Genomic DNA, 15,451 nt, shown 5'->3' with positions numbered 1-15,451 from the left:
AAAGGCTAACGAATCGCCCCGGATGCCTCGCGACCAGGTGTTCTCAGATCGTCGGCCAGGCCTCGAGTGCCGCGACCATCCACCGGGTGTGCGCCAGGTAGTCGGGCACGGACAGGACGCGGGCGTCGATGTTCTCCAGCAACCAGCCCGCGGCCGCCTCCTTCGAGGCGAAGAACTGCGTGCAGACCAGCGCCTCGACGTAGTCCTGGCCGAGGGTGAGGTCGACGCCGGGCAGCCGCGACGCGGCGACGACGGCGTGCGGCGGGTCGACACTCAGCACGTGCGCACGGGTGAAGTGGACGCGGACACGCGCTCCGGTCGCCGGGCAGACCGAATCCGCGTGCACCGGTTCACCGGTGGCGACGGCCAGCAGGAACAGGTCCACCCGGAACAGGTCGGAGCCTGCCCGGTCGGCCGGGCCGGGCCGGGAGCCGCGGTCCATCACGACCAAGCCGTCGCGGATGACGAAACCCATCAGGTCCATCAGCCGGTGAGCCTCGGTGGGGTCCATGCCGACGGTGGCGGCGAGTCTGCCGATGGCGATGGGGTGTCTGCCCGCTCTGGTCAGCTTGGTCGCGGCCCAGGCGATGCGGACAGCGGCGGTGCGGTCGATCCGGGTGGTCAACAGGCACCTCCTCGCCTTCGTCCCTTCGAGATTAATCACGAAAGGAAGTTCCGCCAAGTGACTAAGCCGAACGGCCGAATCCGTTGTGACTCAGGAAGATTCACAGTGCGCACCGGACAGCGGGGAGAGATTTCCAGCGGCGGGCGGGTAGGCCTTGCGCACGTGACGTTCTTACGCGAAGTGTCTCGGCGTCGACCGCTTAGCGGCGGCGGATCAGCGCTGGCAGGGCACTGCGGGGCACATTGGTCGCACTGGCCGTTTCGCGTGATTGGTTGGACGGCACGGGTGACCAGCGGGACGACACGCGTGACGGAACGGACGACACACGCGCGCCCGGGCTCAGCGTCGAGTCGTCCCTCTGGACACGCGTGTCGTCCATCCCGTCACGCGAGTCGTCCCGCTGGTCACGCGAAACCGCCACCCGCGCACCGCAGTAGGTGCCTGAAACACCCTTGGCCCTAACCGTCCTTACCGCTCACAGCAGCTTGAGTTGTTCCGCCGTCTCCCCCGCGCGCTGCACGGGTATCGGCACCCGCATTCGGTCTCCGTCGTCCGTATGGGAACCGAAGCCGTGACGGCGCAACAGCGGACCGACGCGGGTTCCCAGCCGCTCCCGATAGGACTTCGGGAGATAGGCGCCGCGCGAGTACAGCTCGCGGTACTTCGGCACCAGTTCGGGATGTTCCCGGCCGAGCCAGCGCGCGAACCATTCCCGCGCGCCCGGCCGCAGGTGCAACGGGAGGACGGTGACCCGCGTGGCGCCCGCCTCGGCCAGCCGGGCGAACAAGGTGTCGAGCGCCTCCACCGAGTCGGTCAGATAGGGCAGCACCGGGGCGACCAGCACCGAGCACGGGAGCCCGGCGTCGCGCGCCTTGCGGATCAGTTCGAGCCTCGCCTTCGGGCTCGGCGTCCCCGGTTCGAGACGACGTTGCAGCCCCTCGTCCAACAGCGCTAACGAGATCGCCAGCCCGGCGGGCACGTCCTTCGACACCGACTCCAGCAACGGCAGATCTCTGGCCAGCACGGTGCCCTTCGTCAGGATGGACAGCGGCGTCCCCGAGTCCGCCAGCGCGGCGATGATGCGCGGCATCAGCTTGTACCGGCCTTCGGCGCGCTGATAGGGGTCGGTGTTCGTGCCCATCGCGACATGCTCGCGTGACCAGCTTGGCCGCCGTAGTTGCGCGGCCAGCACTTCGGGTGCGTTGACCTTGACGATCACCTGGGTGTCGAAATCGCGCCCGGAGTCGAGATCCAGGTACGTGTGGGTGTTCCGCGCGAAGCAGTTGTGCGTGACCATGCCGTCGGCGATGAAGTCACCGGTGCCGGTGGTGATGTCGAACAGGGGCAGCTCGATGCCGAGTGCCTCGATGGACGAGACCTTCCGCCGGGTCCGGCCGATGGCGAGGCCGTCGAGCGACCGTTTCCAGCCGACGGCGGGATCGGCGAGGTGGAAGAAACGCATCTCCTCCGACGGCCCGCCGAGCAGCTGAACCGTCCACAACGGACTGAACTTGACGTTTTCGGTCTTCACGTAACGGAAACCGAAGTTGTCGAGCGCGGCACAGAAGGTCGAGACGATGTCCTGCTCGTCGTGGGTGACGCGCAGCGCGCCGTGCCGGTAGCTGCCGGCGAGGTCGAACAGCCCGGCCAGGAATCCCCGCTGCCAATGGGAATCCGGTGACGGCGGCACCTGCACGAAGCCGACCGACGCGCCGAAGTCGGGCAGGTACCTGAGCGCGCGGTCCGCTGCGGCCTGTTCGGCCGAGAATCCGCCGGACCGCAGCATTCCGCAGAGGAACCCGGCGCGGTATCCGATGGTGTCGTCCTGGGTGCGGGTGAGCTTCCCGACCCCGACGAGTTCGGTTCCCCCGACCAGATGCGGTCGCTGCGCCGCGCCGAAGCGGGAGCCCGTGACGTGCTTCCACCCGCGGCCGGTGAGGAACCGGTGGTCGCCACTGGCCACGATGGACGTGCCGTCGTCGAGGGTCAGGCGGTACGCCGGTTTGAGCGTCGACCAGTGCGCGAGGACGGTCGTGGGCACCAGCCGACGCCCCGCGCCGCGCCCTCGCGTCCCGTAGATTTCGTCGCCGGGCGCCAGGTCCGCCAACGGTTTCGTCCGGCCATCGGCCGTCAGGACCGGTGTCCCGCCTTCGAGGCAGTACGTGCACGCGTGGGAGCAGCCACGATACGGATTCACCGTCCAGCCGAACGGGACCCCCGAGCCCTCGGGCACCTTGTTCAGCACGGATTTGGCGTGCACCTCGTGAAAGGTGACGCCGTCGAACTCGGGCGCGCGCACCGAACGCCGCAACCCGTCCAATCCGGGCAGGACCGGCTCGCCGCCGTCCGCCCGCTGTCGTTCCCATCGCACCCGGCCAGTCGAACACACGTTCTAGACCGGTGTCAAACAGGTGTTCGAACACGGGTGACCTTTGCCGCAAGTAGTCCTCTAGTTGCGGTAGTTGCGCGTGCAAGTACCGCAACTAGAGGACTACTTGCGGCAGGGTCAGAGCTTCGTGACTTCGTCGGTGACGTATCCGGCGGGCTGGATGAGACCAGAGCACCGGCTGTCCGCGCGCGGCGTCGCCGACCGGCGGCGCACCGTCACCGAGTAGAAGTCCTCACCACCGCGCACCGTGACCACCCGCGCGTCGGATTCGAGCAGCGGCTCCTCCTGGACGGCGAGCACGTCGTCCAGACCGGACAGGTTCAGCTGCCGTCGGATCGCGATCTCCGCGTACTGCGCCCACGCCGTCCGCGCGGACGTACGGCCGCGAAGCTGGTCCGGTTCGACCCGCCCGCGCAGGGCGGCCTTGGCGACCAGCGCGGCCTCCGCCGGGTTGAGCTGGCCGTGCAGGAAGCCATCGGGGACCACGAGGAGGTTGCCCGCCCAGCGGTCGCCGCCGACGTGGCTGACCTCCCAGGACCTGCCTGGGTGGTTGACGTTGAGCGCCGAAGCCAGCGGACGGCCGAGCACCGCGCAGCACATGTCCTTGGTGCCGTGCGTGCAGACCAGGAACAGCGGTCCGTCCTCGCGGGTGCCGAGTCCGCCGACGCCGTCCGCGACCGCCTCGAGGTCCAGCTCGGCCAATTCGCTCAGATCGCGGATCTCCAGGCGCTCCAGCCAGCGGTTACCCGGTTCGCCCCCGCCGACGTACACAGCGCGGGGGCGATCCGGGTCGCGCTGATGCTTGCCGGGACGGCGGATCAGCAGCGGGCGGAGCCCATGTGAACGTCGCAGGTTCTTGAGCAACTCACGGCGTTCGGCGGGGAAGGCCTCGTCGAGGACGTCTTCCAGCGCGTCCGCGGTCCAGGGGCCCGGCTGCTCGATGAGCAGCCAGCAGCGCATGTCGGCCGCGGTGCCGGCGGGGCTCGCGCCCAGCATGCGCGCGACGGTCGCGCAGCCCGGCAAAGCGGCGGGCGGCGCTGGGCTGGCCGGCACTGGGGTGTCCGAGAGCTGAACAGTCATCGGCCGCTCCCTCCGGACGTCACCTTAGGCATGCCTTAGCTTACCCCGTCCGGACTTCCTCCACACTCCTCGCCCCTTGTGACTTTCAGCCGATCGAGAGAAGCCCCTGTGTGGTGAGCTCGCCGAGGAAGGCCCGCACGGTCCCCTGATCGAGTTCGGACAGCTCGGCGAGTCGCTTGACCGCCTGGGGCGTGCCGTCGAGCAGTGCCTCCAGCACCGGGGCCGCGGCGGCCGCGAAGACGAACCGCTTACCCGCCGCGAACAGGGTCACCCGGCCGTCGCCTTCTTCGAGCACCGCTCTCGGGACGAGGAACCGGACCTCGGTCGCGTCGCCGTCCGGCAGCAGGCTGGCAGTCGCAGCCCAGGGCAGCCCGACCCGCGGATGCGCCGGGGCCGACGAGTCGCGCTCGGCGAGGAACCTGTCGACGACGTCGGTGGACAGCGTGGCTTCCAGTTCCGTGCGCAGGGCGGCGGCACGGTCCGCGCGTTCCTCCGCCGTGCCGAACCTCGGGAGGTCCTGACGGAACACGGTGCTCGCCCGCAGCTTGTCGGCGAGCCAGGACACCAGGTCGATCCCGGTGGCCGGGCTGAAACCGAACGTGAGGTGCAGCGACATCTCCCCCACCGCGGTGACGTCGTGCCAGTGCCCGCGCGGGACGTAGAGGACTTCACCGTCTTCGAGGACGAAGTCGTCGATCGGCTCACCGGGCCGCTCGGGCTGTTCGACGTCGCGGTGCAGCGGAGCGGGCCTGGTCGGGCCGTGCATCCGCCAGCGCTTGCGGCCGGCGACCTGGATGATGAACGCGTCGTGGTCGTCCCAGTGCACGTCGAAGCCGTGAGTCACGCCCCAGCCGGCATACAGGTTGACCTGGACGCTCTCGCGGAGGTCGTGTTCGAGACTCCTGGCGAGATCGCCGATCGGGTCGCTGAGTTCCTGGATGGCGTCGAGCACCATCGTCGCGCCGCCGCGGAGGTGCTCGGTGAACGGAGCGGCCTGCAGGCGGGGGACGGTGCCACTGCGGCGGGTGGGGACGAGATCGGTGTAGCTCTCCATCGGCACCGGGGTGCCATCGAGCGCCAGGCGCAGCCGCGGGAACTCCAGGCGGTGCTGCCGGAGGATCGCGTTCAGCGTCGGCCAGGGCAACAGGTCGGCGAACCGGCCCGCGCGGCCTTCGAACCGGCGATAGGTCTTGCCCTGGACGTCTTGGAAGAACTGGCTGACCCCGAGCGGAGCCACGAGGTCAGCCAGTGTCGGCGTTTCGGGCACTCAGCCGTCGTTGCCGTCGTTGTCGGCTGCCGCGCCGTTGGCCTTCCCACGATCGACCGCGGTCGGGATCTTCTCGACCTCCAGCAGCAAACCACTGTCGGGAGCCTGCGTACCTGACTGTTCCTGCGCCATCCTGCCACCTTTTTCTGGACGAACGGACGGACCGAAAATCGGCCTGGAGCGTCGCCAAGCCTACGACACGTTTCGAGAAAATTCACCGCCCAGCAGGGAGAAATGGCCTGGCGAGCGATCTTCGACACCACGGCGCGTGTTCACTCGGACAGCGGTTCTAAGCTGCCGTCCATGGCTGATCCGGCATCCGTCCCGCGTCCGCGATGGGACGTGCTCGCGGCCGTCGGCGCGGGTGGCGCGTTGGGCAGCCTCGCCCGCTACGGTCTGTCGGTCGCGCTCCCCCATTCGCGGGGCCAGTTCGTGCTTTCCACCTTCACCACCAACGTTTCCGGCTGCCTCCTGATCGGTGTCCTGATGGCACTGCTGACCGCGGCGGCCGACCCGCACCGGCTGCTGCGGCCCTTCCTCGGGGTCGGGATCCTGGGCGGTTACACCACGTTCTCGACCTACGCGACGGACTCACTCAGTCTTGTGACGACGGGGCACCCGTTCACCGGGTTGGCGTACGCGTTCGGCACGGTGGCCGCCGCCTTGGTAGCGGTCTGCACCGGATACGAAATCACCCGCGCGGTGAAGAAATGACCGTCCTTTTCATCGCGCTCGGTGGTGGCCTCGGCGCGATCCTGCGCTATCTGACCGACCTTCGGGTGCGGGCCTGGCGAGGTGCCGCCTTCCCTTGGGGCACGCTGGCGGTCAATGTCGTGGGCTCGGCGATCCTCGGCGTCCTCACCGGCTGGGCTCTGCACGGTGGCCAGCCGGACACGGTTCGCTCCCTGCTGGCCGTCGGCTTCTGCGGCGGGCTCACGACGTTCTCGACCTTCGGGTACGAAACGCTGCTCCTGTTCACCGGGCAGACGCGGCGCCGCGCCGCGCTGAACGTCGGCGTCACGATGGTCGCCGGGATCGGTGCCGCGGCGGCGGGGCTCCTGCTCGCCGCCGTCTGGCACTGACTTCAGTCTCCGGGCGCCATCCGCCACGCGGCCGCCGCGATCGCCTCGCGCTGTTCGACCGGAAGACCCACCGCCATCTCCTCCAGCTTCTCGACGACGCCTTCGTGAGCGGCGTTCGCGAGCCGGTGGCCCTCCTCGGTCAGGGTGATCTTCAGCGCCCGGCGATCGCAGGAATCCGCGACCCGCTCGACGAGCGCGCGCCGCTGCACCCGGTCCACCAGGCCGGTGACGCTGGACTTCTCCAGGTTCAGCAGCCGTCCGAGCTCGGTCATCCCGACACCCGTCTCCCCCTGCGCCAGCACGCAGAGCAGCTGCGCCTGCTGCGGAGTGAGGTCGTGGGAACGGCCGACGTCGATGAAAGCCCGCTGCACCAGATGTGAGAGCCGCACCAGCGCCGTCGCGAATCCGAGGTCTTCGGCCGTGGTCATGAACCCAGCTTACTTGACGATCGTTCGGAGTACGAACTACTGTAGTTCGCAGTACCAACATTCCGTATTATGAACTAAGGAGACCTCATGACCACGACCGTGGCCGTCATCGGCGGGGGATACGGCGGAACCACCGTCGCCAAGGCACTGGACTCGTTCACCGAGGTCGTCCTCGTCGAACCGCGCGAGGACTTCGTCCACCACGTCGCCGCGTTGCGCGGGCTCGTCGATCCCGAATGGACGGATCGGCTCTTCTACCCGTACGCCCGGCTTCTCGACCGGGGACGGGTAGTCCGCGACCGCGCCGCGAGCGTGGATCAGGGCGGTGTCACGCTCGCGGCGGGCGAACGGCTCACGCCGGACTACATCGTGCTGGCGACCGGTTCGGCGTACCCGTTCCCGGCGAAGATCGATTTCCAGGACAGCGCTTCGGCGAAGGCGAAGATCCGTGCGACGCGGGAGGAACTCGTCGGCGCGGAGAGGGTGCTGCTGCTCGGCGCGGGGCCGGTGGGACTCGAACTGGCGGGCGAGATCAAGGCGGTGTGGCCGGAAAAGGCCGTGACGATCGTCGACCCGGCGGAGGGGATCCTGCCCGGCTTCCCGGACGAGTTCCGCGCGGAGGTCCGCCGCCAGCTCGACGAACTGGGCGTCGAACTCCTGCTCGGCACTTCGCTGACCGAATCACCGGTCTCGGAACCGGGGCAGGCGAAGACGTTCACCGCCGCGCTGACCAGCGGCGGCGAGGTGACCGCCGACCTGTGGTTCCAGTGCTTCGGCGGCGCGCCGCACACGGCTTACCTCGACGGCGATCTCACCGCGGCACGGCAGGTGAACGGTCAGGTGGAGGTCACCGCCGACCTGCGGCTTCCGGGGCAGTCAAGGATTTTCGCGCTCGGTGACATCACCGCGCTGCCGGAGGCGAAACTGGCGAAGTCGGCCGGTGACCACGCGGAGGTCGTCGTGGCCAACATCCGGGCACTGGTCGAAGGCGGCGAGCTGCGGACCTACACGCCGGGCGGGCCGATGATTTCGCTGCCGCTCGGGCCCACCGGGGGCGCGACCTACGCGGAGGAGGTCGGCGTCCTGGACGCGGCGACGACGTCGGAGATCAAGGGGTCGCATATGATGACTTCGCGGTACGAGGAGATGTTCGGGACCGCGTGACGTGCCCCCGGGCGTGCCCGCTGGGCCGTGAAGGCCTCCATAACGGACCCAGGGTCCCTCAAAGTTCCCTTTCATCCGCCACGGACAGCACCTGTGGTCCCAGTAACCCCACCAGCCACGATGACGGCGTATGAAGGCCCCTTCCGGCGCTAGTGTCGCGTGAATCCTGCAGGTCTTACCCGTGATCAGACGGCGATCTCCGGAGATCGCCGTCCAATCACGCGAGATCGCCGTCCAATCACGCGAGATCGCCGTCCAATCACGCGAGATCGCCGTCCGAGGAACGAAACCCAACGTCAAGCAAGCAGGATCACGCGACACTAGGCGCAAGGAAGGGGGACTTCCTGTACGTCAGACGGACAAGGCATGGGGAGACTCGCCACGCGAAGGACGCTTCCCCGCATGCCATGCAGGGAAAGTCCCCTTCGGCCCCCACCCAGGATGTATCAGCTGTTTATGAACGGGACTTTCAGTGCAAAATTTCGCACTGAAAGTCCCGTTCATAAACATCGGCGGGCGTCAGCGCGGAGCGAGACCCCGCACGTGCGCGAACGGATCCTCACCCGTCGGCAGCAGCGCGATGATCGGCGTCGTCAGCCCGTTGTCCACATAGGACCGCACCTGCTCGCGACAGGAATCGAGGCTGCCGTGGACGATCAGGTCGTCGACGACCTCGTCCGGGATGACCTGGTTGGCCTTCTGCCGGTCGCCGGCCGCCCACGCCTCGTGCATCGGCGCCAAAGCTTCGCCGCGGCCGAGCCACTCGTGGAACGCCGCGTACACCGGCACGGTCAAATAGGACGAGATGAGCATCCGGCCGAGTCCACGCGCGGCGGCCTTGTCCTCGGTCGGGCAGACGAAGATCCGCGCGGCCAGCTCCGCGTCCGGCCCGATCTCCTTGCGCACCTTCGGCACATCGGAGGCGGCGAGCCAGTTGGTGATGGCGCCGTCGGCCTCCTTCGCGGCCAGCCGCAGCATGCCCGGCCGCAGCGCGGCGAGCATGATCGACGGCGGCGGGTCGGTGGGCCACTCCAGCCGGAACTTGCTGACGGAGAAGGTCTCGTAGTCCTCGGTGACCTTCTCCCCCGCCAGCGCCGACCGCAGGAACCGCAGCGTGTCACGGGAACGCGCGAACGGGGCCTCGAACTCGGCGGCGTTCCAGTTCTTCACGATCACCGGCGACGACGCCCCGATGCCGAGCACGAACCGGCCGGGCGCCAGTTCCGCGACGGTCGCCGCGCTCATCGCCAGCAGGCCGGGGCCACGGGTGTACACCGGCACGATCGCGGTGCCCAGCCGCAGCTGCGGCGCCCACTGCGAAGCCAGCACCAGCGGGGTGAAGGCGTCGTTGCCCGCCGTCTCGGCCGACCACGCGTCGGTGTAGCCGAGATCGGGCAGCTGTTCGACCATCTCCTGGTGCGCCGCGAGCGGCACCCCGGTCAGCGGAATGGTGATGCCCCACCGTTTCATGCGTTCTCCTCGCTCTTCGCCGCGCCACCGGACAGCTCGCGCACGATCCAGTCCACCTGCGTGCGCATCAGGTTCTCCGCGACCTCTTCGGCTTGCGGCGTCATATGCGTCGCGCCGGCCAGCGGCAGGAACACGTGGGCGCGTCCCTTGGCCAGCAGTGCCGACGACAGGCGCAACGAGTGGGCGACGAAAACGTTGTCGTCGGCGAGGCCGTGCACGATCAGCAGCGCCCGCGACAGGTCACCGGCGCCGGCGATCAGCGAGTTGTGCTCGTACGACGCCGTTTCCTCCTGCGGGAGCCCGAGGTAACGCTCGGTGTAGTGCGTGTCGTACAACGACCAGTCGGTCACGGGGGCGCCCGCGACACCGGCGTGGAAGACGTCGGGACGGCGCAACACGGCCAGCGCGGACAGGTAGCCGCCGTAGGACCAGCCTCGGATCGCGACCCGCTCGAGGTCCAGTTCCGGATGGAGCGCGGCCGCCGCGTGCAGGGCGTCGACCTGGTCGGCGAGGGTGACGTCGGCGAGCTTGCCCGCGATCTCCTTCTCCCAGGCGGGACCGCGGCCGGGTGTCCCGCGCCCGTCGGCGACCAGCACCGCGAAACCCTGGTCCGCCAGCCACTGCGGGGTCAGGAAGGCGTTGCGGGTCTGCAGGACACGTTGGGCGTGCGGGCCACCGTACGGGTCGAGCAGCACCGGGAGCTTGCCTTCGCTCGCGTCATACCCCGTCGGCAGCACCAGCGCGGCGCGCAGGCCGCGCTCCCCCAGCGTCAGCCAGGTCAGGTTCGGCACGACGTCCGGATCCACGGGGTAGGAACCGATACGCGCCACCGTCTTCTCGCCGTCGACGACGGTCACCACCGGGCCGCTGCGGTCCAGGCTCCACGAAGAGAGCACGGCCAGCGAAGCGTTCCCGGAGCCGACGTGCGCACCGTCCTCAGTGGACAGACGGCGGACCTCGCCGCCTTCGGTGCGGAAGACGTGGATCTGCGTCGGATCGGCTTCCGACGCGCTGAACAGCACCTCGGCGCCGACGTGCAGGATCGAGCGCACCTGCAGTCCCGGCGGGGTGACCGCGACCCCGTCGACGACCAGCCGGTGGTTGCCGTCGGCGGCGCTCTCGCGCACCAGACGGCCGTCGGTGGTCCACGCCGGGACGCCGGCGGCGATCTCGACCCAGTGCTCGTCGGTCTCGGTGTGCAGCACCTCGACCGAACCGTCCGCGGGGTCGACCGCCTGGATCTCCAGTTTCCGCTGGTCACGCGACTGCACGGACAGCAACGGCTTCCCCGCCGCCGACCAGTGCACCGCGGCCAGGTACTCCCAGCCGGCCTTCGCGACGTCGACGCGTGAGCCGTCGAGCCCGAGGAACGCCAGCGTCACGTCGGCGTTCGCCGTTCCCGCCGCCGGGTACGCGACGACGTTGGCGGGTGACTGCGGATTGGCCGGGTCGGCGATCGTCCAGCGTGGCACGCCCGCCCGGTCGGAGCGTTCGACCAGCAGGCTTTTCCCGTCCGGGGCCCACCAATAGCCCCTGGTACGGTCCATCTCCTCGGCCGCGATGAACTCCGCGAGCCCCCAGGCGATGTCTTCGCCGTCTTCCTCGACGAGCGCCCGGTCTTCACCGGTGGCGCGGTCGATCACCCGCAGGCGCCGGTCACGGACGTAGGCGACCCTGGTGCCGTCCGGGCTGGGCCGCGGGTCGACGACCGAGCGGTCGACCAGGACGGACACCGCTCCGGTGGTCAGGTCGAGCGTGTGGAGCTTGCCCGAGAGCGAGAACGCCGCGACGGTGAAGGCGTCGTCGACCGCGTAGCCGACCACACCCCCGCCGGTCTCCCGGCTGCGCTCGCGACGGGCCCGTTCCTCGGGCGGCAGGTCCTCTTCACCGGGCAGCAGCTCGGCCGCGTCGACCAGCTTCGTCTCCTCGCCCGACACGACGTCGAACGACCACAGGCTGTGCCGAGGGTCGGTGCCGGACTCGGACCGCAGGAACAGGATGCGGGAGCCGTCCGGGGCGACCTTGAACTCTTTCGGCGCGCCGAGGGTGAAGCGCTGGGTACGGGCCTGACGGCGGAGGAACGGGAGATCTTCGAGGCTGGTGTCGGTCACGTCCGCACTCTTTCAGAAAACACCGCCAGACGATCAGGGGGATACGCCAAGTACTTCCAGCTTCTTCAGTTCCGTCTCAGGGTCGAAGTCGGCCTGGGGGAACTTCGGGTCCATCTCCTCGATCGTCTCGATCAGGAGCCGCGCGACCAGCCAGTTGGGGTACCACTTGTGGTCGGCCGGGACGGCGTACCAAGGCGCTGTCGGCGTGGAGGTCTTGGCGAAGATGTCGGCATACGCCTTCTGGTAGTCGTTCCACTGTGCGCGGGCGTCGAGGTCGGCGGGGTTGTACTTCCACCACTTCGCCGGGGTCTCCAGCCTCGCCTTGAGCCGCCGCAGCTGTTCCTCCGGCGAGATGTCGAGGAACACCTTCACGACGGTGGTGCCGGCGTCGGCCAGTTCCTGTTCGAAAGCGTTGATCTCGGCGTAGCGCTCGCGCCATTCCGCGGCGGGCACCAGTTTCTGGACGCGTGGGACCAGGATGTCCTCGTAGTGGGAGCGGTCGAAGACCCCGACCTGCCCCGGCACGGGGAGCTGCTTGCGGATCCGCCACAGGTAGTGGTGGCGCCGCTCGGCCGCGGTCGGCTTCTTGAACCCCGAGTAGCGCACCCCCATCGGGTTGACCAGGCCGAGGACGTGCCCGACCGTGCCGCCCTTTCCGGAGGTGTCCATCCCCTGCAGGACGAGGAGGAGACTGCGGCCACCGCCGCCGACGCCTTCCGCATAGAGGGCTTCCTGCAGCTTCGCGAGCTTGTCGCCGGATGCGGTGAGGTCCCCAAGAGCCTTGGCCTTCTTGTGCGGTCCGACCGGGAACGATCCCGGATCGTGCCGCTCGGTTTTCTTGCCGATCCTCAGCGCGTCCCGGACGGAGACGTGGTCCTTTTTCGCCATCCGGCGACGATAACCGCGGTCCGCGTCACGCGCCTGCGGTGATCAAGTACGCCGATGCATGATTTCGCCGCCCGAAGGAGTTTATACGCAACGAACGACGGGTCAAAGCAACGTTTCCCGGATGAAGGCAGGCGGATAGGCGCCTAACCTGAACGCATGACGACCGCCGACTTCATCGCGCTCGACGAGCAGTGGAGCACGCACAACTACCACCCCCTGCCCGTCGTGATCGCCACCGCCGAGGGCGCTTCGGTCACCGACGTCGAGGGCAAGAGCTACCTCGACTTCCTTTCCGGCTATTCCGCGCTGAACTTCGGGCACCGCCACCCCGGGCTCATCGCCGCCGCGATCGAGCAGTTCGGCCGGGTCACGCTGACCTCGCGCGCCTTCCACCACGACCAGCTCGGACTGTTCTGCCGGGAACTCGCCGAGCTGACCGGTACCGAGATGACGTTGCCGATGAACTCCGGCGCGGAGGCCGTCGAGTCCGCGGTGAAGATCGCCAGGAAGTGGGCGTACCAGGTCAAGGGCGTCCCCGACGGGACCGCGGAGATCGTCGTCGCGGGCTCGAACTTCCACGGCCGCACGACGACCATCGTGTCCTTCTCCACCGACGAGACCGCACGCGCCGGCTTCGGCCCGTTCACGCCGGGCTTCGTCACCGTCAAGTACGGCGACGCCGAAGCACTGCGTGACGCCATCACCGAACGCACCGCCGCGATCCTGCTGGAGCCGGTCCAGGGTGAGGCGGGCGTGATCGTGCCGCCCGCCGGCTACTTCACCGAGGCACGGCGGCTGTGTGACGAGCACGACGTCCTGCTGATCGCCGACGAGATCCAGTCCGGCCTCGCCCGCACCGGCACCGTCCTCGCGCTCGACCACGAAGGCGTCCGCGCCGACCTCTACACGCTGGGCAAGGCGCTCGGCGGCGGGATCATGCCGGTCTCGGCGGTGGTCGGCGGCCAGGCCGTGCTCGGCGTGCTGCGGCCGGGCGAGCACGGGTCGACCTTCGGCGGGAACCCGGTCGCCTGCGCGATCGGACGGGCCGTGGTCGGGCTGCTGAAGACCGGCGAGTTCCAGGAGCGTTCGCGAGAACTGGGCGCCCACCTGCACGGCAGGCTCGGTGAACTGGTCGGGAACGGACTGGCCGAGGTCCGCGGCCGCGGGCTCTGGGCGGGCATCGACATCGCGCCCGGCGGGCCGACCGGCCGGGAGGCGTCCACCGCGCTGGCCGGACGCGGCGTCCTGTGCAAGGAGACGCACGACCACACGCTGCGGATCGCGCCGCCGCTGGTGATCACCCGCGAGGAACTCGACCGCGGTATCGACGCGATCACGGAGGTCGTCAAGATCCGGTGAACCTTTCGGGCGGCCGGTACGTTGGCTGTCCATGGGAGACGAGCGGGAGTGGGTGGAGCGGCCGCTGGTCGGCACCGAGACGGTGTCGCCGGAGGACTGGTTCGCGAGGGGTAAGGCGCTGCGGGACGAGGCGCCGACGGCCGCGCACGATCACGCGGCGGCGGGCGACGGCCGTCCCGGGGTGGCGGAATTCTTCGCGCGGACCAACGAAGGCCGCCTGCCGGACCTGGTGGGGCTGCGGCGCGAGCGCATGCTCGCGTCGCCGTTCACCTTCTACCGCGGCGCGGCCGGACTGATGGCCGCGGATCTGGCGGGTTCGCCGTCGTCCGGGCTGACAGCGCAGCTCTGCGGGGACGCGCACGCGGCGAACTTCGGGCTGTACGGCACACCCGAGGGCCAGATCGTGATGGACATCAACGACTTCGACGAGTCCGTGCCAGGGCCGTGGGAGTGGGACCTCAAGCGGCTCGCCGCGAGTCTCGTGCTCGCCGGGCGTGAGGGCGGCATCGGCGAATCAGGCTGCCGTGAGGCCGCCGAAGACGCGGTGAAATCCTACCGGCGCACCATCCGGGGGCTGGCGGGGCTGCCGTTCCTGCGATCGTGGAACGCGCTGCCGGACGCGTCGGTGCTGAGCGCGGTCAAGGCGCACGAGCTGATCGACGACTTCGAGGAAGCCGCCGAGAAGGCACGGAAGAACACCAGCGCCAAGGTCACCGCGAAGTGGACCCGGCGGATCGACGACCACGAGACCGGCCTCGAACGGCACCGGTTCGTCGAAGACCCGCCGGTGCTCACGCACGTCGACGACGCGACCGCGGAAGCCGTCGTCACCGGACTGGTGTCCTATGTGGACACCATCCGCGAATCGCGGCGGACGCTGATCTCGCGGTACCGGGTGTCCGATGTGGCCTTCCGGGTGGTCGGCACCGGCAGTGTCGGACTGCGCAGCTACGTCGCGCTGCTGCATGGAAACAGCGGCGAAGACCTTGTACTGCAAGTGAAGCAGGCCAATCCCTCGGCACTGGCGCAGTACCTCGGCCTGGCGGCGCCGGAGCACGAGGGCCGCCGGATCGTCGAGGGCGCGCGGCTCGTGCAGGCCGAGACGGACATCCTGCTCGGCTGGACGACCATCGACGGCTTGCCCTATATCGTGCGGCAGTTCCGGAACCTCAAGGGCGACATCGATCCCGCGGAGCTGAAGAAGGACCACCTCGACGACTACGGCAGACTCGCGGGCGCGTTGCTGGCTCGGGCGCACGCGAGGTCGCTGCATCCGCAGATGCTGGCGGGGTACTTCGAGGACGACGAAGACCTCGATGAGGCTATCGGGGCCTACGCGGTGCGGTACGCGGATCAGACCGAAGCGGACTTCGCCGCCTTCGAAGCTCTCTGACCCGCTTCGCCACCCGCTCACCAACACCGAACTCACGTGCCCGAATGGCGATCTCCCGTGATTAAACGGAGATCTCGCGTGATCAGATGGCGATCTCCCGTGGTTAGGCGGCGATCTCGCCTGATCACGGGTGTTCTCCGTCTGATCACGCGTGATCGCCGTCTGATCACGGGTGGGCGCCACCTACTTGCGGTG

The 15,451-nt window shown here is 69.0% G+C and carries 14 protein-coding genes; 5 read left to right on the top strand and 9 right to left on the bottom strand.

From position 1 onward, the window contains the following. Positions 1–43: 43 nt before the first annotated feature. The 5 genes from merB to ACM6LU_RS11470 form a co-directional block, all read right to left on the bottom strand. A complete protein-coding gene (merB, locus tag ACM6LU_RS11490; protein WP_414937610.1) occupies positions 44–625 on the bottom strand; it encodes an organomercurial lyase in 582 nt (193 codons plus the stop codon). Between the two features lie 475 nt (positions 626–1,100). Continuing rightward, positions 1,101–2,996 carry an intein-containing Rv2578c family radical SAM protein gene (locus ACM6LU_RS11485; protein WP_414937609.1) on the bottom strand — a complete coding sequence of 632 codons (1,896 nt, stop codon included), beginning with the start codon at positions 2,994–2,996 and terminating at the stop codon, positions 1,101–1,103. Between the two features lie 135 nt (positions 2,997–3,131). Further along, on the bottom strand, positions 3,132–4,094 hold the full coding sequence (locus ACM6LU_RS11480; RefSeq protein ID WP_414937608.1) for a sucrase ferredoxin: 963 nt from the start codon (positions 4,092–4,094) through the stop codon (positions 3,132–3,134). An 85-nt stretch (positions 4,095–4,179) separates the two neighbouring features. Beyond that, entirely contained in the window at positions 4,180–5,361 is a 1,182-nt protein-coding gene (locus ACM6LU_RS11475) for a cupin domain-containing protein (RefSeq protein ID WP_414937607.1), read from the bottom strand. Further along, positions 5,362–5,493 (bottom strand): hypothetical protein, encoded by a 132-nt coding sequence (locus ACM6LU_RS11470; protein WP_005157133.1) that lies wholly within the window; start codon positions 5,491–5,493, stop codon positions 5,362–5,364. Between the two features lie 171 nt (positions 5,494–5,664). Here ACM6LU_RS11470 and ACM6LU_RS11465 point away from each other — a divergent pair, with 171 nt between their 5' ends. Continuing rightward, on the top strand, positions 5,665–6,075 hold the full coding sequence (locus ACM6LU_RS11465) for a fluoride efflux transporter FluC (RefSeq protein ID WP_414937606.1): 411 nt from the start codon (positions 5,665–5,667) through the stop codon (positions 6,073–6,075). Beyond that, the gene (gene crcB / locus ACM6LU_RS11460; protein WP_414937605.1) at positions 6,072–6,443 is read left to right on the top strand and encodes a fluoride efflux transporter CrcB; all 372 of its coding nucleotides are present in this window, start codon (positions 6,072–6,074) and stop codon (positions 6,441–6,443) included. The genes ACM6LU_RS11465 and crcB overlap by 4 nt, the downstream gene beginning before the upstream one ends. A gap of 2 nt (positions 6,444–6,445) precedes the next feature. On the opposite strand, the gene ACM6LU_RS11455 is transcribed toward crcB, so the two are convergent. Further along, positions 6,446–6,871, bottom strand: coding sequence for a MarR family winged helix-turn-helix transcriptional regulator (locus tag ACM6LU_RS11455; protein ID WP_414937604.1), 426 nt, complete (start codon positions 6,869–6,871; stop codon positions 6,446–6,448). Positions 6,872–6,958: 87 nt separating this feature from the next. Between ACM6LU_RS11455 and ACM6LU_RS11450 the strand changes: the two genes are divergently transcribed. Continuing rightward, positions 6,959–8,035 (top strand): NAD(P)/FAD-dependent oxidoreductase, encoded by a 1,077-nt coding sequence (locus tag ACM6LU_RS11450; RefSeq protein WP_414937603.1) that lies wholly within the window; start codon positions 6,959–6,961, stop codon positions 8,033–8,035. Positions 8,036–8,554: 519 nt separating this feature from the next. Here the strand turns inward: ACM6LU_RS11450 and ACM6LU_RS11445 are convergent. The 3 genes from ACM6LU_RS11445 to ACM6LU_RS11435 are packed head-to-tail and all read right to left on the bottom strand — an operon-like array spanning position 8,555 to position 12,504. Continuing rightward, positions 8,555–9,505, bottom strand: a complete 951-nt coding sequence (locus ACM6LU_RS11445; RefSeq protein ID WP_414937602.1) for an LLM class F420-dependent oxidoreductase — start codon at positions 9,503–9,505, stop codon at positions 8,555–8,557. Then, positions 9,502–11,616, bottom strand: coding sequence for a prolyl oligopeptidase family serine peptidase (locus tag ACM6LU_RS11440; protein WP_414937601.1), 2,115 nt, complete (start codon positions 11,614–11,616; stop codon positions 9,502–9,504). Before ACM6LU_RS11440 ends, ACM6LU_RS11445 begins: the two co-directional genes overlap by 4 nt. A 33-nt stretch (positions 11,617–11,649) precedes the next feature. Then, positions 11,650–12,504 carry a PPK2 family polyphosphate kinase gene (locus ACM6LU_RS11435; RefSeq protein ID WP_414937600.1) on the bottom strand — a complete coding sequence of 285 codons (855 nt, stop codon included), beginning with the start codon at positions 12,502–12,504 and terminating at the stop codon, positions 11,650–11,652. A gap of 156 nt (positions 12,505–12,660) precedes the next feature. Between ACM6LU_RS11435 and rocD the strand changes: the two genes are divergently transcribed. After that, entirely contained in the window at positions 12,661–13,863 is a 1,203-nt protein-coding gene (rocD, locus tag ACM6LU_RS11430) for an ornithine--oxo-acid transaminase (protein ID WP_414937599.1), read from the top strand. Between the two features lie 31 nt (positions 13,864–13,894). Next, positions 13,895–15,256 carry a DUF2252 domain-containing protein gene (locus ACM6LU_RS11425; RefSeq protein ID WP_414937598.1) on the top strand — a complete coding sequence of 454 codons (1,362 nt, stop codon included), beginning with the start codon at positions 13,895–13,897 and terminating at the stop codon, positions 15,254–15,256. Positions 15,257–15,451: the final 195 nt, after the last annotated feature.

Source organism: Amycolatopsis sp. cmx-11-51, assembly GCF_047608665.1.
GTDB lineage: Bacteria > Actinomycetota > Actinomycetes > Mycobacteriales > Pseudonocardiaceae > Amycolatopsis.
This window is presented reverse-complemented; position numbering and strand designations above follow the sequence as displayed.